This is a genomic window from Streptomyces sp. NPDC107500, assembly GCF_055582785.1.
The window spans coordinates 94,365-111,736 of record NZ_JBVJPF010000002.1; the positions used below are offsets into that span (position 1 = coordinate 94,365).

16 protein-coding genes are annotated in these 17,372 nt (G+C 71.9%); all 16 read right to left on the minus strand.

The features are described from left to right. Positions 1-18: 18 nt before the first annotated feature. The 16 genes from ispG to ACZ67M_RS06665 all read right to left on the minus strand — a co-directional run bounded on the left by ispG (position 19) and on the right by ACZ67M_RS06665 (position 16,962). Positions 19-1,173, minus strand: coding sequence for a flavodoxin-dependent (E)-4-hydroxy-3-methylbut-2-enyl-diphosphate synthase (gene ispG / locus ACZ67M_RS06590; RefSeq protein WP_469849820.1), 1,155 nt, complete (start codon positions 1,171-1,173; stop codon positions 19-21). 4 nt (positions 1,174-1,177) lie between these two features. Continuing rightward, positions 1,178-2,200, minus strand: a complete 1,023-nt coding sequence (hpnH, locus tag ACZ67M_RS06595; protein WP_122620675.1) for an adenosyl-hopene transferase HpnH — start codon at positions 2,198-2,200, stop codon at positions 1,178-1,180. Between the two features lie 6 nt (positions 2,201-2,206). Next, complete coding sequence (locus tag ACZ67M_RS06600; RefSeq protein ID WP_161327271.1) at positions 2,207-2,851, minus strand: phosphorylase family protein; 645 nt, start codon at positions 2,849-2,851, stop codon at positions 2,207-2,209. Continuing rightward, positions 2,851-4,905, minus strand: coding sequence for a squalene--hopene cyclase (gene shc, locus ACZ67M_RS06605; protein ID WP_392102330.1), 2,055 nt, complete (start codon positions 4,903-4,905; stop codon positions 2,851-2,853). The genes ACZ67M_RS06600 and shc overlap by 1 nt, the downstream gene beginning before the upstream one ends. A gap of 116 nt (positions 4,906-5,021) precedes the next feature. Further along, complete coding sequence (locus ACZ67M_RS06610; RefSeq protein WP_307016382.1) at positions 5,022-6,158, minus strand: polyprenyl synthetase family protein; 1,137 nt, start codon at positions 6,156-6,158, stop codon at positions 5,022-5,024. Then, positions 6,155-7,591 carry a hydroxysqualene dehydroxylase HpnE gene (gene hpnE / locus ACZ67M_RS06615; RefSeq protein WP_392239906.1) on the minus strand — a complete coding sequence of 479 codons (1,437 nt, stop codon included), beginning with the start codon at positions 7,589-7,591 and terminating at the stop codon, positions 6,155-6,157. The genes ACZ67M_RS06610 and hpnE overlap by 4 nt, the downstream gene beginning before the upstream one ends. Continuing rightward, positions 7,588-7,755 (minus strand): DUF6380 family protein, encoded by a 168-nt coding sequence (locus ACZ67M_RS06620; protein WP_361367850.1) that lies wholly within the window; start codon positions 7,753-7,755, stop codon positions 7,588-7,590. Before ACZ67M_RS06620 ends, hpnE begins: the two co-directional genes overlap by 4 nt. Beyond that, a complete protein-coding gene (hpnD, locus tag ACZ67M_RS06625; RefSeq protein WP_383132387.1) occupies positions 7,755-8,705 on the minus strand; it encodes a presqualene diphosphate synthase HpnD in 951 nt (316 codons plus the stop codon). The genes ACZ67M_RS06620 and hpnD overlap by 1 nt, the downstream gene beginning before the upstream one ends. Next, positions 8,702-9,616 carry a squalene synthase HpnC gene (gene hpnC, locus ACZ67M_RS06630; RefSeq protein ID WP_307016377.1) on the minus strand — a complete coding sequence of 305 codons (915 nt, stop codon included), beginning with the start codon at positions 9,614-9,616 and terminating at the stop codon, positions 8,702-8,704. The genes hpnD and hpnC overlap by 4 nt, the downstream gene beginning before the upstream one ends. A gap of 293 nt (positions 9,617-9,909) precedes the next feature. Beyond that, positions 9,910-10,689, minus strand: a complete 780-nt coding sequence (locus tag ACZ67M_RS06635) for an ABC transporter ATP-binding protein (protein WP_161331127.1) — start codon at positions 10,687-10,689, stop codon at positions 9,910-9,912. Beyond that, positions 10,682-11,611 (minus strand): ABC transporter permease, encoded by a 930-nt coding sequence (locus ACZ67M_RS06640; RefSeq protein ID WP_469849823.1) that lies wholly within the window; start codon positions 11,609-11,611, stop codon positions 10,682-10,684. The genes ACZ67M_RS06635 and ACZ67M_RS06640 overlap by 8 nt, the downstream gene beginning before the upstream one ends. 97 nt (positions 11,612-11,708) lie before the next feature. Then, positions 11,709-12,581 carry a glycosyltransferase family 2 protein gene (locus ACZ67M_RS06645; protein ID WP_122620669.1) on the minus strand — a complete coding sequence of 291 codons (873 nt, stop codon included), beginning with the start codon at positions 12,579-12,581 and terminating at the stop codon, positions 11,709-11,711. A gap of 8 nt (positions 12,582-12,589) precedes the next feature. Continuing rightward, complete coding sequence (locus ACZ67M_RS06650) at positions 12,590-13,369, minus strand: CDP-alcohol phosphatidyltransferase family protein (RefSeq protein ID WP_161331130.1); 780 nt, start codon at positions 13,367-13,369, stop codon at positions 12,590-12,592. Beyond that, a complete protein-coding gene (locus tag ACZ67M_RS06655) occupies positions 13,347-14,408 on the minus strand; it encodes an iron-containing alcohol dehydrogenase family protein (RefSeq protein ID WP_234956957.1) in 1,062 nt (353 codons plus the stop codon). The genes ACZ67M_RS06650 and ACZ67M_RS06655 overlap by 23 nt, the downstream gene beginning before the upstream one ends. Then, positions 14,396-15,148, minus strand: coding sequence for a phosphocholine cytidylyltransferase family protein (locus tag ACZ67M_RS06660; protein ID WP_122620666.1), 753 nt, complete (start codon positions 15,146-15,148; stop codon positions 14,396-14,398). The genes ACZ67M_RS06655 and ACZ67M_RS06660 overlap by 13 nt, the downstream gene beginning before the upstream one ends. Further along, entirely contained in the window at positions 15,145-16,962 is a 1,818-nt protein-coding gene (locus ACZ67M_RS06665) for a DUF5941 domain-containing protein (RefSeq protein ID WP_469849826.1), read from the minus strand. Before ACZ67M_RS06665 ends, ACZ67M_RS06660 begins: the two co-directional genes overlap by 4 nt. Positions 16,963-17,372: the final 410 nt, after the last annotated feature.

Here is a 17,372-nt window from a genome sequence, read left to right on the forward strand (position 1 = left end):
CCTTCGGTCCGTGCTTCTTCAGCTCACGGTGACGGCCGGCTCCCCCGACGCGCCGTCCTTCTCCATCTGCTCGGCGATCTTCATGGCCTCCTCGATGAGGGTCTCCACGATCTTCGACTCGGGGACGGTCTTGATGACCTCGCCCTTGACGAAGATCTGGCCCTTGCCGTTGCCGGAGGCGACGCCGAGGTCGGCCTCGCGGGCCTCGCCGGGGCCGTTGACGACACAGCCCATGACGGCGACGCGCAGCGGCACCTCCATGCCGTCGAGACCGGCGGTGACCTCCTCGGCGAGCTTGTAGACGTCGACCTGGGCGCGGCCGCAGGACGGGCAGGAGACGATCTCCAGCCGGCGTTCCCGCAGCCCCAGCGACTGGAGGATCTGGATGCCGACCTTGATCTCCTCGACCGGCGGGGCGGATAGGGAGACGCGGATGGTGTCGCCGATGCCCTGCGAGAGCAGCGCGCCGAAGGCGACCGCCGACTTGATGGTGCCCTGGAAGGCGGGGCCGGCCTCCGTCACGCCGAGGTGCAGCGGGTAGTCGCACTGCGCGGCGAGCTGGCGGTAGGCCTCGACCATCACGACCGGGTCGTTGTGCTTGACGGAGATCTTGATGTCGCGGAAGTCGTGCTCCTCGAAGAGCGACGCCTCCCACAGCGCCGACTCGGCCAGTGCCTCGGGGGTCGCCTTGCCGTACTTCTGGAGCAGCCGGCGGTCCAGGGAGCCCGCGTTCACACCGATGCGGATCGGGGTGCCGTGATCGCGAGCAGCCTTGGCGATCTCCTTGACCTTGTCGTCGAACTGCTTGATGTTGCCCGGGTTCACCCGGACCGCCGCACAGCCCGCCTCGATCGCGGCGAACACGTACTTGGGCTGGAAGTGGATGTCGGCGATCACCGGGATCTGCGACTTCCGCGCGATCACCGGGAGCGCGTCCGCGTCGTCCTGGGTCGGGCAGGCCACCCGCACGATCTGGCAGCCCGACGCGGTCAGCTCGGCGATCTGCTGGAGCGTCGCGCCGATGTCCGACGTACGCGTCGTCGTCATCGACTGCACCGACACCGGGGCGCCGCCCCCGACGGCCACCGGTCCGACCTGGATCCGCCGCGACTCGCGCCGCTCGGCGAGCGGCCGGACCGGTACCTCGGGGACCCCGAGGGAGATGGCGGTCACGACGTCACTCCCGGTTCGAGGAGACGGTCTCGCGCATGGCGCGCAGGGACTCCTTGAGGGACCCCATGGTGGCCAGGACGGCGGTCGGCTCGTAGCCGCAGTGCGCCATGCAGTTGGCGCAGCGCGGGTCCTTGCCGCGGCCGTACTTGTCCCAGTCCGTCTCCTCGATCAGCTCCCGGTACGTGGGCACGTATCCGTCGCTCATCAGGTAGCAGGGGCGCTGCCAGCCGAAGAGGGAGTAGTTCGGGATCGCCCAGGCGGTGCAGGGGAAGTCGACCTTGCCCTCCAGGAAGTCGAGGAACAGCGGCGAGTGGTTGAGCCGCCAGCGGGCCCGGTTGCCGCCCGAGAAGGCCTTCTTGAACAGCTCGCGGGTCTGCTCCACGCCCAGGAAGTGCTCCTGGTCGGGTGCCTTCTCGTAGGCGTAGGCGGGCGAGATCATCATCTCGTCGACCTTGAGGTCGTCGTTGAGGTAGTTGAGCACCTCGACGATGGTCTGCGGGGTGTCGGTGTTGAAGAAGGTCGAGTTGGTGGTGACCCGGAAGCCGCGCCGCTTGGCCTCCTTGATGGCCTCCACGGCCTCGTCGAACACGCCCTCCTTCGCCACGGACTCGTCGTGCCGCTCGCGCAGGCCGTCGATGTGGACCGCGAAGGCGAAGTAGGGAGAGGGCTTGAACTTGTCCATCTTCTTGCGCATGAGCAGCGCGTTGGTGCAGAGGAAGACGTACTTCCGCTTGGCCACCAACTGCCGGACGATCTCGTCGATCTGCGGGTGCATCAGGGGTTCGCCGCCGGCGATGGAGACCATCGGCGCTCCGGATTCGAGCACCGCCCCGACGGCCTGTGCGACCGGCATGCGCTGCTTGAGCACCCCGGCGGGGTGCTGGATCTTTCCGCACCCCTCGCACTTCAGGTTGCAGGCGAAGAGCGGCTCCAGTTCCACGATGAGCGGGAACTTGTCCCGCCGGCGGATCTTCTGTTCGGCCAGGTATGTAGCGACCTTGACGGACTGGCGCAGCGGCATGGCCATCTGGGCTCACCTCCGGGGGAGCAGCAAAGAACGGTGCCATTCGAAAAATGCGGGAAGAACGGATCGAAGAACGCGGAAGGCCGATATTCCACCGCGCACGGTGCCGATCCGGACGAGTTCGTGTTCCGGAGCGTCCACGACCACACGAACGGCCGCAACGGGGCGCTCGCCCGCCCGTACGGCGCTCAGGAGCGTGGCCGCGGACTCCATGTCGACGGCGATGGCGCCGGTCGCGAGCAGGTCGGCGCGTTCGGGGCCGCGGACGACGTGGTCCGAGCCGGTCAGCGGCCCGGTGTGGACGGTGCGCCCCGGAACGGCGCGCGCGAGTTCCTTGACGAGCCGGTCGGTGCCGACGCAGGCGACGGTGGAGCGCGGGTCCCGGGTCTCCTCGGCGACGACCAGGTCGCCGGGGTGCATGCCGGGGGCGAGTCCCGCGCAGAAGCCGGTGGCGAGTACGGCGGCGGAGCCGAGCGCCGGGTCGGCCAGGACCCGGGCGACGGAACGCTCGGCGGCCCGGGGGCCCATGCCGGTACGCAGGACGGTGACCGGCCCGCCCGCGCCACCGCGGTCGCCGGTGCGCAGGGCGAGGTGCTCGATGCCGAGCGCGCAGGCGATCAGCAGCGGGGACGACGGGCCGGGCTGCGGGTTCATCAGCCGCCCTTCACCTCGGCCGTGGACGTCGCGTCCGCGGACCGCTCGGCCACGGGGGCCGGGCGTGGCTTCTCGGCGAAGGGCTCCCCGTGGACGTACCGGCCGAGCGCGGTGAGCGGGAAGACCTGGCGGTAGAGGTGGTAGTTGATGGAGAAGTCCCAGGGGAAGCCGGTGCCGGTGAAGTACGGCTCGTCCCAGGAGCCGTCCTCGCGCTGGGTGGCGGCGAGCCAGGCGACGCCGCGTTCCACCGCGCCGGACTCCCGCTCCCCCGCCGCGAGCAGGGCCATCAGCGCCCACGCCGTCTGCGAGGCGGTCGAGGCGCCCCGGCCGCTCCACTCCTTGACGTACCGGTAGGAGCGCAGGTCCTCGCCCCAGCCGCCGTCGTCGTTCTGGACGGACTCCAGCCAGGTCACCGCGCGGCGGATCGCCGGGTGCGAGGCGGGGATCCCGGCGGCGGTGAGGGCGGGGACGACGGAGCCGGTGCCGTAGACGTAGTTCACGCCCCAGCGGCCGAACCACGAGCCGTTCTGCTCCTGTTCGGCGAGCAGCCACTGGATGCCGCGCCGGGTGCGCGGGTCGTGGGCGAGCCCTTCGACGGCGAGGCTCTCGACGACGTGCGCGGTGACGTCCGCCGACGGCGGGTCGATGACCTCGCCGAAGTCGCAGAACGGCAGGCGGTTGGGGAAGGGGCTGGTGTTGTCGACGTCGAAGGCGCCCCAGGCGCCGTTCTTCGACTGCATGCCGAGGTTCCAGCGCACCCCGCGGCCGATGGCCTTCTCCACCCGTTCCGGGTCGTGGTGGCTGACGCGGCGCAGCGCGAGGACCACCTCGGCGGTGTCGTCGATGTCGGGGTAGTTGTCGTTGTGGAACTCGAAGGCCCAGCCGCCGGGCGGGAGGCCGGGCCGTTTCACCGACCAGTCGCCGGGGCGGACGATCTGCTCGCCGAGCATCCAGTCGGCGGCCTTCACCAGCTGCGGGTGGTCGGCGGGCACCCCCGCGTCGGCGAGCGCGATGGTGGCCAGGCAGGTGTCCCACACCGGGGACTGGCAGGCCTCGATCATCCGGGCGCCGTCCTCGCGCCACACGGCGAAACGGTCAAGCGACTCCAGGCCGGCGCGCATCACGGGGTGTTCGAGGTCGTAGCCGAGCAGGTACAGCGCGATGACCGAGTACACGGCCGGCGGCTGGATGCCGCCCCAGCAGCCGTCGTTCTCCTGGCGCTCGATGATCCAGCGGGCGGCGGTGTTCATGGCGGCCCTGCGCAGCCGGCGCGGGGCGACCTTGCGGTAGGCGTGCAGCGCCTTGTCGATGCGCTGGAAGGCGCCGTCCCAGCTCGCCGCCGGGGCCAGGGGCCGCGGGGGGTTGGGCAGGGCGGGGTCGGTGTGCAGTTCGTCCAGCGGGAAGGGGGCGGGACGTACCGGCCGCTTCGCCGAGACGATCGTGAGCGGCACGATGGTCTGCCGGGCCCAGCAGCCGAAGTCGTAGATGTTGAGCGGTACCCAGGTGGGGAAGTAGATGAGTTCCGGCGGGAGCTCCGGCAGGTCGTCCCACTTCCACCAGCCGAACAGGGCGAGCCAGATCCGGGTGAAGACGCGGGAGGCCGCGATGCCGCCGCGGCCGCGGACCCACTCCGACGCCTTCGCCATGTGCGGCGCGTCGGGGGCGTCGCCGGCCAGGCGGAGGGCGACGTAGGCCTCGATGGTGGCGGACAGGTCGCCGGGGCCGCCGTAGAAGGTGGCCCAGGCGCCGTCCTCGCGCTGCTCGCCGCGGACGAACAGGGCGGCGGCGCGGGTGGTCTCGTCGTCCTGGATGCCGAGGAACTGACGCAGCAGCAGGTCCTCGGCGTCCATCGTGACGTTGGTTTCGAGGTCGCCCTTCCACCAGCCCTGGGCGTCCTGCCGGGAGAGCAGGAAGTCCGTGGCGCGCCGGACGGCGCGGGCGGCGGCTTCTGGTACCCCGGCCGCCGCGGCGGGGACGGTGATGTCGGTTTCGCTGGCCGAGGGCGCGAGGGGCTTCAGGGCCGCCCCGGTGCTTCCGTCGGTCGTCGCTGTCATGGCTTCCCCTTCGTGCAGTGTGCATACGGTGCTCTGCTTGGGTCCGCCGTCGGCCGGTGCCTGTCCGTCGAGGACACCGGCCGGCGACTACGCGAGGGCTATTCGACCGATAGTGATCATCTCTTTCGTACGACGACGAAGTCGGCGAGCGCCGCGAACCTGTCCCGCACCCGCTCGGGCATGTCGACGGCGTCGAGGGCTTCGATGGCGATGGTGTGCTGGCGGCGCGCCTCGTCGGCGGTCCACTCGCGCCCGCCCGCCTCCTCGATGAGGGCGGCGCGGGCCGCGAACTCCTCCTCGGAGAAGTTCGCGAAGTCACTGGCCTTGGCGTCGGCCGCGAGGATCTCGCCGAGCCGTTCGGAGGCCGGGCCGCCCGCGGCGAGGGCGGCGACGACCGGGAGGGACTTCTTGCGCTGGCGCAGGTCGCTCCAGGTCTGCTTGCCGGTCGCCCCCGGGTCGCCCCAGATGCCGAGCAGGTCGTCGACGGCCTGGAAGGCGAGGCCCAGGTGGTAGCCGTACTTCTCCAGGGTGTCGGCGGTGCGCTCGTCGGCGCCGCCGAGCACCGCGCCGATGGAGCTGGCGGAGGCGAGCAGGGCGCCGGTCTTGTTGCCCTCCATCTCCAGGCACTCCTCGACGCTGACGCGGTCGCGGTGCTCGTAGGAGATGTCCTGGGCCTGGCCGTCGATCAGGGCGCGGGTGGCGCTGGTGAGACGGCGGGTGGCGCGGCCGGCCTCGACGGTGCCCAGTTCGAGCAGCACCTCGTTGGCGAGGGCGAAGAGGGCGTCGCCGACCAGGATGGCCTGGGCGGGGCCGTGCACCTTCCAGACGGTGTCGCGGTGGCGGCGCTGCTCGTCGCCGTCCATCAGGTCGTCGTGCAGCAGGGAGAAGTTGTGCACCAGTTCCACGGCCACCGCGCCGGGCACGCCGACCTCGGGCGCGGCGCCGGTGACCTCGGCGGAGAGCACGGCGAGCGCGGGGCGTACGGCCTTGCCGCCGTCGCCGTCCGCGGGGTTGCCCTGGGCGTCGATCCAGCCGAAGTGGTAGGCGGCGACGGTGTCCATGGGAGGCGCGAGGCGGTCGACGGCCGCCCGCAGGACCGGCGTGGCCAGGGTCCGGCCGCGCTCCAGCAGCGCGGTCACGTCCACCGTGGTCCTCGGAGCGGCCTTCGGGCCGGGGGGCGCGGTGGGCACAGTCTTTCCTCCAGTTGCGGTACCGGGAGTGCGGGAGTCGGCCCCGCGCGGGTCGGCTCTCATGCCGCCTCCTCGAAGAAATCGGGAAGGAGTCCGCGGGACCGGCCCAGGGCGCCGAGAGCGGCGCCCGCCGCTCCGACACCGCTGCGAACCGCACTCTCCATGGTCGCGGGCCACCCGGTGGCGGTCCACGCTCCGGCCAGGTAGAGGCCGGGTGCCTTGGTGCGGGCGCCGGGCCGGAGGCGGCCGACGCCGGGGGCGGGGGCGAACGTGGCGGTGCGCTCCCTGGTCACGAAGAAGTCCTTCACCCCGGCACCGCGGCTGCGCGGCAGCAGCCGCTCCAGTTCGGGCAGGTACCGCTCGCGCAACGTGGCCACGGGCGCGTCGATCTCGTCCTGCGCGGTCGACTGCGACAGCGCCAGGTACTGACCCTCCTTCAGCCCGGAGGCCTCGGTACGGTCGAACACCCACTGCACCGGGGTGCCGAGCGCCGTGAGGAACGGCGTGGCGAGCACCTTGCGGTCGTAGATCACGTGGATGTTGAGGATCGGCGCGGTGCCGATCTCCAGCAGGTTCTCCGGGGCGTCGAGGGCGCCGTCCGGCAGCAGGTCGTGCGCCTCGCGCTGCGGTACGGCGAGGACGACCGCGTCGGCGTCGAGCGTCTCGTCGGGCACCTGGACGCTCCAGCCGCCGTTCTCCTTCGCCCGGAGGGAGGTGACGCGGGTACGGACCTCGGTGCGCACGCCCGCGGCGTCGAGCGCCCTGCGGGCCAGCCGGTCGTGCAGTTCACCGAGCGGGACGCGGGCCCAGCCGATGTCGGCCGCGCCCGGGTCGGACAGCAGGCCGGTCTTGAACACCATCGCGGCGAGCCCCAGTGAGGCATCGCCCGCGACCGCGTTGAGGGTGGCGACCCCGACCAGGTCCCACAGGGCCTCGACGGCCCGCGCCGACTGGCCGTGCGCGGCCAGCCAGCTGCCGAAGTCCTGGGTGTCCAGGGCGGGATCGGCGAGGTCGAGCCCCTTGAGCGCGAGCGCGGCCCGCCCGACCGCGGCGCGCTCGGCGAGCGAGAGATGGGGGTACGTCGCGAGGCTGCGCCCCAGGTGCAGGGGGACGGGCAGCGCGTCGCGGCGCAGTCTGCCGAGCCGGCGCCCCTCCGGCCGCGCCACGTCGAGGACGGGCACGTCGAGGCGGTCCTGCACGGGAGCGAGCGCGGTGCCGCCGATGCGGTCGAGGAACCAGCGGTAGGCGGTGCAGCAGCGCAGGTAGACGTGCTGGCCGTTGTCGACGGTGAGGTCGCCGCGCCGGAAGGAGAAGGCGAGCCCGCCCAGGCGGGGCCGTCCTTCGAGCAGGGTGACGCGCACGCCGGCGTCGGCGAGCGCGAGCGCGGAGGTCACCCCGGCGAGGCCGCCGCCGACCACCACGGCGTGCGCGCCGGGACGGAGGGCGGTGACGTCCGCGACCTGCCCCCCGTCACGCGTGCCGTTGGCGTGCGTCATCGTGCGCCCTTCCCTGTCCGGTCGCCGTGGTGTTTGAACGGCGTACGGCCGACCGTCTCAGTCAGGGACGCCGACCGCCACCGGAGGGTTGCCCACCGGTGCACGGCGGTGGTCCGGTCCGGGGCCGGCGTGACGCGTGTGCCGGGTGTGCCGGGTGTGTCCATCAGGCGCGCCTCCTGACGGTCCGGCGGGTGACGTGCCGGGTGTCCAGTCCGGACAGGCCGCGCACGGCGACATACGCCTTCTCGCGGCCGGGGAGCGAGACGCGGCCGCGCAGCACGGCCTCCGGGTCGCGCTCGATGCGGTCGAGGAGCCGGCGGTAGATGCCGGCCATGGCGGCCACGCAGGCCCCGCTGCGCCGGTCGAGCATGGGGAGCAGCCGGTAGCCCTCGGCGAACAGGGCGCGGGCCCGGCGCACCTCGAAGTGCACGAGGCCCGTGAAGTCGGAGCCCGCGGGGGGCGTCGGCCCGTTGAACCCGGCCGAGCAGCCGAACTTGGCGAGGTCGTCGGCGGGCAGGTAGGTGCGTCCGCCCTCGGCGTCCTCGCGGACGTCCCGCAGGATGTTGGTGAGCTGGAGCGCGAGGCCGAGCGTGTCGGCGTACTCGGGCGCGCGGTCGGCTCCGTGCGCCCCCGGCTCGGTGCCGAACACGCCGAGGGAGAGGCGTCCGATGGCGCCCGCGACACAGCGGCAGTAGGTCCGCAGGTCGTCCCAGGTCTCGTAGGTCTCGCCGCGTACGTCCATCTGGACGCCGTCGATCAGTTCGTCGAGGCCGCCGAGCGGGATCGGGAAGGCCCGCGCGGCGTGGGCGAGGGCGACGGCGACCGGGTCGGTGTCGTCCTCGTCGACCGCGCCGTCGTGGATCCGGGCGAGCACCGACCGGGTCTCGTCCAGCCGGGCGACCTTGACGTCGTCCGCCAGCGCGCCGTCGCCGATGTCGTCGACGCGGCGCGAGAACGCGTACAGCGCCGACATGGCCCGTCGCTTCGGCGTGGGCAGCAGCCGGATGCCGTACGCGAAGTTGCGTGCCTGCTGACCGGTGACGGCCTCGCAGTAGCTGTAGGCGGCGAGCACCGGCGCCGGCATGTTCGGTGACGGGTCCACGGTCCCGATCACCCCTCTCCTCGCAGGGCCAGGCCCGCCTCGCGCAGCAACCGGAGCTTGCCGGGCTTGGGCGGGCCGGGAAGTACGTCGTGATCCGCGTCGGCGATCGCCCGCAGGGCGGCCCTGCCCCCGGCCACGAACCCGGCGAGCAGCAGACGCAGCCTGCCGTGGACGCTGCCGACCAGGGGGGCGCCCTCGTCCAGCAGGTCGTGGGCGCGCCGGGCCTCGTACGCGAGCAGGGCGCGCACCGACGCGTTGGCGGTGGGCGCGGCGAGGTCCGCCTCCTGGACGTGGAAGCGCTTCATGTCCTCGGCGGGCAGGTAGATCCGGTCCCGGCCGAGGTCCTCGGCGACGTCCTGGAGGTGCTCGACGATCTGGAGGGCGGTGCAGACGGCGTCGGAGCGGCGGATCCGCTCGGGCGTCGCGGTGCCGGTGACGGCGAGGACGAGGTGGCCGACCGGGTTGGCGGACAGCTCGCAGTAGGCGAGGAGGTCGTCGTAGGTCTCGTACCGCCGTACGAGCTGGTCCTGACGGTTGGCGGCGATCAGGCCGAGGAAGGGCGCGGGGGTCAGCGAGCGGCGGCGGACGGTGGGCCGCAGGCGGCGCAGCAGCGGGTGGCGGGGGGTGCCGTCGAAGACCCGGTGCAGGTCCTCCTCGAAGGCGTCCAGCATCAGCACGCGGTCGTCGGCGCGGTCGTCGGGGACGCCGAGGAGACGGGCGTCGGCGCCGCCCGGCGCGAGGTCGCCGTCGCCGATGTCGTCGACGAGGCGGGCGAAGCCGTACACGGCCATGAGGTCGGTGCGCCAGTCGCGCGGCAGGAAGAAGGGGGCAACGGGGAAGTTCTCGTCGGCGGCCTTGGCCAGGGTGCCGCGCTCCGCGTCGACGGCGCACGCTTCGGGGAGCCGGGGAGTTTCCGTAGCCATTGCCGTCACATCTCCCGTTCTACACTGCCGACCCAATACACACTATTTCGGACACGCCGCCCGGCCGCCCGCGGGCAGGCCCTGTGGAGGGTGTCGGGCATTATCGCCCCATGTGCCGCGATTCAGGACCGGTCCAGCTTACGTTGTACAACTCACGGACTTCCCCCGGGGTGCTCGGCGCATCACAACAACACACCGATTCAGTTCAAGATTCCTGAGAACACCAGGAGTTGACGGTTCCTTTGCACGCGCGTGGGCCCCGCCGCAACACGGCGGGGCCCCGGCGTGCCGGCCTACTTGCCCGTGAACTTCTCGTACTCCTTGAGCACCTCGTCCGTCGGGCCGTCCATGCGCAGTTCGCCGCGCTCCAGCCACAGGACGCGGTTGCAGGTGTCGCGGATGGACTTGTTGTTGTGGCTGACCAGGAAGACGGTGCCCGCCTCCTTCTTCAGTTCCCGGATGCGCTCCTCGGAGCGGGTCTGGAACTTGCGGTCGCCGGTGGCCAGCGCCTCGTCGATCATCAGGACGTCGTGGTCCTTGGCGGCGGCGATGGAGAAGCGCAGCCGGGCGGACATGCCGGACGAGTAGGTGCGCATCGGCAGGGTGATGAAATCGCCCTTCTCGTTGATCCCGGAGAAGTCGACGATGTCCTGGTAGCGCTCCTTGATCTGCTCGCGGGTCATGCCCATGGCCAGGCCACCGAGGATGACGTTCCGCTCGCCGGTCAGGTCGTTCATCAGGGCCGCGTTCACGCCGAGCAGCGAGGGCTGGCCGTCCGTGTAGACCTTGCCGCGCTCGGCGGGGAGCAGGCCGGCGATGGCCCGCAGCAGCGTCGACTTGCCGGAGCCGTTGGAACCGATGAGGCCGATGGCCTCGCCCCGGTAGGCGGTGAAGGAGACGCCCCGCACGGCGTGCACCTTGCGCACGCCCCGCTCCTCGCCGCGCTTGATGATCCTGCTCAGGGCGGCGGTCGCGCTGCCCTTGCCGGTCTTGGCGCCGTTGACCCGGTAGACGATGTGCAGCTCGTCCGCGATGACCGTCGGCACCCGCTCGCCCTGCTGCTGCTCAGCCACGGCCGTACCTCTCCTCCGCCTTCCAGAAGTACACGAAACCGCCCACGGCGAGGACCACGGCCCAGCCCAGTCCGACCGCCCAGACGTGCGGCGGCAGGTTCGCGGAGCCGTACCCGTCGATGAGCGCGAAGCGCATCAGGTCCATGTAGATCGCGGCCGGATTCCACTGGAGGATGTCCGAGATCCAGGACGGGTGCTCCTCCAGCATGATCGGGATGGAGAACATGACGCCCGAGGCGTACATCCAGGTCCGCATGATGAACGGCATCAGCTGGGCGAGGTCCGGGGTCTTGGCCCCCATGCGCGCCACGATCAGCGCCAGGCCCACGTTGAAGAGGAACTGCAGGACGAGCGTCGGCACCACCAGCAGCCAGGACAGCTTCGGGTAGCTGCCGAACCCGATCACCACGGCGAACATCACGATCATCGAGGCCAGCAGCTGCTGGAGCTGCTGGAGCGCGAACGAGACCGGCAGCGAGGCACGCGGGAAGTGCAGCGCGCGCACCAGGCCAAGGTTGCCGGAGATCGCGCGGACGCCCGCCATGGCCGAGGACTGGGTGAAGGTGAAGACGAACACACCCGTCACCAGGAACGGGATGTACACGTCCTTCGGCATGCCCTTGCCCGCGTTCAGGATCAGGCCGAAGATCAGGAAGTAGACGAGCGCGTTGAGCAGCGGAGTGGCCACCTGCCACAGCTGGCCGAGCTTGGCCTGGCTGTACTGGGCGGTCAGCTTCGCCTGGGAGAAGGCGAGGATGAAGTGCCGCCGGCCCCAGAGCTGACGGACGTACTCCACGAGGGACGGCCGGGCACCGCTCACGGACAGCCCGTACTTGGCGGCGAGCCGGGCCGGTGGGAGGCCCTCGTCGGGCGCCACGGGCTTGGTCATGGCGACCGTGCCGTCGTGCGTTGTCTCACTCACTGGTGGATACTTTCGTCTTCGGAATGCTCGGCCGCGCGGGCCTGGCACGGACCTGTTGGCCCCGGTCGGGGCCGGAACGCTCTCGGGTACGAGCTTGTCAGATCACCGGAGGGCGGCCCAGCCGGGTCAGGCGCCACACCGTACGCCACCGCATGGGCCGGCGGGGACCGCACGGGGTCGCCCAGCCCTCCCGGAAGCCGCCGAACCATGCCTTGAGCGCAGGTCGCGAGGGGCGGCGCAGCAGCGTGAGCAGCATCCAGACGCCCAGGTAGACCGGGACCAGGAGCGCGGGCAGGTTGCGGCGGGCGAGCCAGACGCGGTTGCGGGCGACCATGCGGTGGTAGACCGCGTGCCGGGAGGGCGCGGTCGTGGGGTGGTTGAGCACCATGTCGGACCGGTAGTCGATCATCCAGCCCGCGTCGAGCGCCCGCCAGGCCAGGTCGGTCTCCTCGTGGGCGTAGAAGAACGCGTCCGGGAGGCCGCCGACCTGGGTGAGGACACGGGTGCGCACGGCGTTGGCGCCGCCGAGGAAGGTGGTCACCCGGGAGGAGCGCATCGGGTCCGAGGCGCGCAGCCGGGGGACGTGCCGCCGCTGGGTCTCGCCGGTGTCCGGGTCGGCGATGCGGAAGCTGATGATGCCCAGCTCGTCGTCGGCCGCGAACGCCTCGCGGCACAGCTCGGCGGTGTCGGTGCGGGCGAGCAGGCCGTCGTCGTCGAGGAAGAGCAGGACGTCGACGTCGCTCCCGCCCGGTCCGAAGGCCTCGATGCCGACGTTGCGGCCGCCGGGGATGCCCAGGTTCTCGGGCAGCTCGACGGTGCGCACGCCGTCCGGCACCTCCGGGACGGGCGAGCCGTTGCCGACGACGACGACCTGGACCGGGTCGCCGTCCTGCTTGGCGACCGAGTCGATCAGGGCCCGCAGCTCCTCGGGACGGTTGCCCATCGTGATGATGACGGCGCCGACCTTCATGGGCGCGCTCACTTCAGCCTGCTGGAGGCGAGGATGGACACCAGGTGCAGCAGGGTCTGCAGCAGCGCGATGCCGGCGAGTACGGCGGTGCCGAGGCGGGTGAAGAACAGGTCGCCGCGGCTCTCGTCGACGATGGCGAGGACGAGGATGAGCAGGGACGCCTCGATGCCGAGGATCAGCCGGTGGAACTTGAGCGCCCCGGCGGCCCGGCGGGCCAGCGCCATGCCGGAGGAGCGGGGCTCCGAGGCGGACTCCTGGACCGGCTCCTTGCCCGTCTGGTGCCGGGCCACGCCGACGAGGTCGGTCTCGGCCTTGATCAGGATGGCGCCGAGGGCGGCCAGGGTGCCAAGGAAGGCCCACAGCCAGTCGATCCGCCCGGTGCCGAACACGTCGGCGGCGCGCAGGCCGAGGCCGACCAGGACCGCCGCGTCGGTCAGGTAGGCGCCGACCCGGTCCAGGTAGACACCGGCGAGCGAGTACTGCTTGCGCCAGCGGGCGATCTCGCCGTCGACGCAGTCCAGCAGCAGGTAGAGCTGGACCGCGACGACGCCGAGCACGGCGCCCGTGATCCCCGGCACCAGCAGGGCCGGGGCCGCGAGCACGCCGCAGACGGTCATCAGGTACGTGAGCTGGTTGGGCGTGATCCTGGTGTTCACCAGGTAGCGGTCGATCCGCAGCGAGACCTCGCGCATGTAGAGGCGTCCCGCCCAGTGCTCACCGCTGCGCCGGTCCTTGACTCCCGCGGGATGGACGACCGGACGTAGTTCAGCTACCGATGGCCTTGACATAGTCGGCGTACAGGTCCTTGATCTGGTCGGTTTTCAGGTCGAGGTGCTCGAGGATCGTGTAGCGGCCGGGCCGGGTCTGGGGGGCGTACTCCACGGCCCGGAAGAACTCCTGGGGTGTGAAGCCGATCTCCTCCGGCAGCACCGGCAGCCCGTGCCGGCGCAGCACCTCGGCCATGTGGGCGGACTCCTCGTGGGCCCCGCGCAGGTACATCGCGAAGGCCGCGCCCAGTCCGCACTGCTCGCCGTGGGCGGCCGCGCGGGTGGGGAAGAGCAGGTCGAGGGCGTGGTTGATCTCGTGGCAGGCGCCCGAGGACGGCCGCGAGTCGCCCGACACCGACATGGCGATGCCGCTGAGCACCAGCGCCTCGGCCAGCACCTGGAGGAACTCGTTGTCCCCGATGCCGCCCGGGTGCCGGAGCACGGCCTCGCCCGCCTGGCGGGCCATGGCGGCGGCCAGGCCGTCGATCCGCTCGCCCTTGACGCGGTTCGCCAGCTCCCAGTCCGCGATCGCGGAGACGTTGGAGACGGCGTCACCGATGCCTGCGCGCACGAAGCGGGCCGGGGCCGCGCGGATGACGTCCAGGTCGATGACGACCGCGATCGGGTTCGGCACGCCGTAGGAGCCGCGGCCGGCGTCGTTGTCCAGGGTGGCGACCGGCGAGCACAGACCGTCGTGCGCGAGGTTCGTGGGCACGGCCACCAGCGGGAGGCCGATGCGCGCCGCGGCGAACTTGGCACAGTCGATGATCTTGCCGCCGCCGAGGCCCACGACCGCGTCGTAGTGGCCGCCCTTCATGGCGCCGGCCAGGTTGATCGCGTCGTCCAGGGTGCCGCCGCCGACCTCGAACCAGTCGGCGCCGGGCAGGGAAGGGGTGACGCGCTCACGCAGCCGGGCGCCGGAGCCGCCGCTGACGGCGACGGCGAGCTTGCCCGAGTGGGAGATGCGCTCGTCGGCGAGCACGGCTCCCAGGTCGTCGAGGGCACCCGCGCGGATGTCCACGACGACCGGCGACGGGATGAGCCTCGTCAGTACTGGCACGCGATCTCCCGGCCCTTGGCGAGGTCGTCGTGGTTGTCGATCTCGACCCACTTGAGGTCGCCGATCGGCGCCACGTCGATCTTGAAGCCGCGGTTGACCAGCTCCTGGTAGCCGTCCTCGTAGTACAGCTGCGGGTCGCGCTCGAAGGTGGCCTTCAGCGCGTCGGCCAGGTCGGCGGCGGCATCGCCCTCGATGAGGGTGACGCCGATGTACTCGCCGGTCGCCTCGGCCGGGTCCATCAGCTTGGTGATGCGCTGGACGCCCTTGTCGGGGTCGACGACGACCTTCATCTCCTCCTCGGCGAGGTTCTTCACCGTGTCGAGGGCGAGGATGATCTTCTTGCCGTCGCCGCGAGCGGCGAGCAGGGTCTTCTCGACGGAGACCGGGTGCACGGTGTCGCCGTTGGCGAGGATCACGCCGTCCTTGAGGGCGTCACGGCCGCACCACAGGGAGTAGGCGTTGTTCCACTCCTCGGCCTTGTCGTTGTCGATGAGGGTGAGCTTGACGCCGTACTTCTGCTCCAGCGCCTCCTTGCGGTCGTACACGGCTTCCTTGCGGTAGCCGACGATGATCCCGACCTCGGTCAGGCCGACCTCGGCGAAGTTCGCCAGCGTCAGGTCCAGCACCGTGATGCTGTCCTCCGCACCCTCGGGGCCGACCGGGACCAGTGCCTTGGGCAGGGTGTCGGTGTAGGGGCGCAGACGGCGTCCGGCGCCGGCCGCCAGCACGAGGCCGATCATGCGGGTTCTCCTTCGTCGTGTACGGCGGGTGCGCCGACCTTGTGGGCGGCGACCCAGAAGCGGATGCTCTCCACGAGCACCACGAGTGCCACGGCCACGGCGAGGACCGTGAGCGCGACCTTGAACTGTGTGGCGGTGAGCAGCACGGCCAGCACGGTGATCACCAGCGTGCGGCCCTCGTGCCCCCCGGCCGTCCGCACCAGCCACTGCGGCGGCGCGCCCGCGTCGCCACGGATGCGGTAGACCGTGTCGTAGTGATGGTAGGCGACCGCGGCCACCAGGCCGAAAGCCGCCGGAAGCGCCCCGTTCACGTCGGCTTTCGCCGCCAGTGCCAGGACGGTGCCGTACTCGGCGGCCCGGAAGAACGGCGGGACGAGCCAGTCGAGGGCGCCCTTGAGGGGGCGGGCGACGGCCAGGGCGGAGGTCAGCAAGTAGACGATCGCGCCGAGGAGCGGCCAGGGGCCGCCGAAGTCGGTGAAGGCGGCCGTCGCGACGACGGCGAGGCCGCCGAGCAGGGCGAGCGCGGGGGCGGCGAAGCCGGGGAGCCGGCGGGCGGTCCCAGCGAGGCCCTTGGCGCCGGCCTCGGCGAGCGGGCCGGAGTCGGCGAGGTCGGCCAGCGCCTTGGCGGCCCGGTCGGTCCGCGTCGCCTTCCTGGTCAGCGAGCGCAGGACGCGGCCCGCCGTGGTGTACGTCGCGGCGAAGGCGCAGCCGATCAGCAGCACGTAGAAGGTGATGCGGGGGGTGGCGACCGCGGTCAGGACGGCGATCATGGCCCAGCGTTCGCCGATGGGCAGGACGATCATGCGGCGGAGCCAGACCGTCCAGCCGACGCTGTCGAGCCGGTCGGAGAGGGCTGCCGTGGGGCTGGTGTTTGCGGCGGCGTCGTGGTTGGCCTCGTTGAACGAGAAGTCCACGACGTGCCGGCAGGTCTGGAGGACCATCGCGCCGAGCGCGAGGGCCCACACGTCGTCGCCGCCCCGGGCGGCTCCGAGGGCGAGGCCCGCGTAGTAGGCGTACTCCTTGGCTCGGTCGAAGGTGGCGTCCAGCCAGGCGCCGAGCGTGGAGTACTGCAGGGAGTAGCGGGCGAGCTGCCCGTCGGTGCAGTCGAGGACGAAGGACGCGATCAGCAGGACGCCGGCGGCGACGAAGCCGCCGCGGGTGCCGGTGGCCGCGCAGCCGGCCGCTATCAGCGCGGTGAGCAGTGAGGCGGTGGTGACCTGGTTGGGGGTCAGTCCGCGCCGGGCGCACCAGCGGGCGATGTAGCGGGAGTAGGGGCTGATGGCGAAGGTGGTGACGAAGCCGTCGCGGGCCTTGACCGCCGACTTCAGGCGTACGGCCTCGTCGTCGACGGCGGCGACCGCCTGCCGGGCCTCGTTGCGGGCCTGCGGGTCGGCGGGGACGGCGGCGACGAGGCTGCCCAGTTCGGGGCGGTGCACGTCGGCGCCGTCGGCGTCAAGGGCGGCGGTGATCCGGTCGGCGAGGCTGTCGACGGCGAGGGCCGTACCGCCGCCCGCGGAGTTCTCGCGGGCCATCGCCCGGGTCAGCGCCTGGCGTCCGTCGGAGCGGGCGGTCACCGCGCCCGGGACGGCGGCCAGCGCGAAGCGCGGGTCGGTGAGGCCGAGGCGCAGGGCGTGCGGGTGGCCCACGAAGCGGGCGTCGACGACGGCGACCCGTTCCGCGGCCGGGACGCGGGCCAGCAGCGTCTCGGTGTCGGCGGCGCCGGAGGCGTGCTGCACGTCGAAGCCCAGGGACCGCAGTTCGCTCTCGATCGACGAACCGGGGACCGGCTGACCGGTGAGGATGGCGGTCGGCAACCGAACTCACTCCCTGGTGCCCGGTGCCTGGAACGCCGGGCCTGTGCATGGTGGGACGCCCGTGCCGGTGGCACCCGGGCGGCGTGTCGGCAGAGGCTATCGGATGCCGGGAACGCCGTGTTCACCGCCCGTTTCACGGTCGGTCGGCGCCGCTTGCACCCGCCTTTGCCGCGATCATCATCGTGGATCCGGGGGCCCGCTCACAAACCGCGCACCCAGACCGGACATCACGGGCATCGCTCAGTGTCCGCGAGTGTTCGCGGAGGGTCAGGCCGGCGCGCGCGCCGGCCGTTCGGCCAACTGGCGCAGACGGGGCTCCCGAGTGCCGCCCGCCCTCTGACCTGCGTAACGTTTGCGCAGGTCAGGGCACATGACAACGGTGTTCAGTGCCGCGTTGCCGGATACCCCCT

Excerpts from the sequence above, each read along its gene's own strand:
- hpnE (WP_392239906.1), bottom strand. The coding sequence starts at position 7,591 with ATGACGCACGCCAACGGCACGCGTGACGGGGGGCAGGTCGCGGACGTC.
- ACZ67M_RS06660 (WP_122620666.1), bottom strand. The coding sequence starts at position 15,148 with ATGATCGGCCTCGTGCTGGCGGCCGGCGCCGGACGCCGTCTGCGCCCC.
- shc (WP_392102330.1), bottom strand. The coding sequence starts at position 4,905 with ATGACAGCGACGACCGACGGAAGCACCGGGGCGGCCCTGAAGCCCCTC.
- hpnH (WP_122620675.1), bottom strand. The coding sequence starts at position 2,200 with ATGGCCATGCCGCTGCGCCAGTCCGTCAAGGTCGCTACATACCTGGCC.
- hpnC (WP_307016377.1), bottom strand. The coding sequence starts at position 9,616 with ATGGCTACGGAAACTCCCCGGCTCCCCGAAGCGTGCGCCGTCGACGCG.
- ACZ67M_RS06650 (WP_161331130.1), bottom strand. The coding sequence starts at position 13,369 with ATGTCAAGGCCATCGGTAGCTGAACTACGTCCGGTCGTCCATCCCGCG.
- ACZ67M_RS06610 (WP_307016382.1), bottom strand. The coding sequence starts at position 6,158 with ATGAGAGCCGACCCGCGCGGGGCCGACTCCCGCACTCCCGGTACCGCA.
- ACZ67M_RS06600 (WP_161327271.1), bottom strand. The coding sequence starts at position 2,851 with ATGAACCCGCAGCCCGGCCCGTCGTCCCCGCTGCTGATCGCCTGCGCG.
- ACZ67M_RS06620 (WP_361367850.1), bottom strand. The coding sequence starts at position 7,755 with ATGGACACACCCGGCACACCCGGCACACGCGTCACGCCGGCCCCGGAC.
- ACZ67M_RS06645 (WP_122620669.1), bottom strand. The coding sequence starts at position 12,581 with ATGAAGGTCGGCGCCGTCATCATCACGATGGGCAACCGTCCCGAGGAG.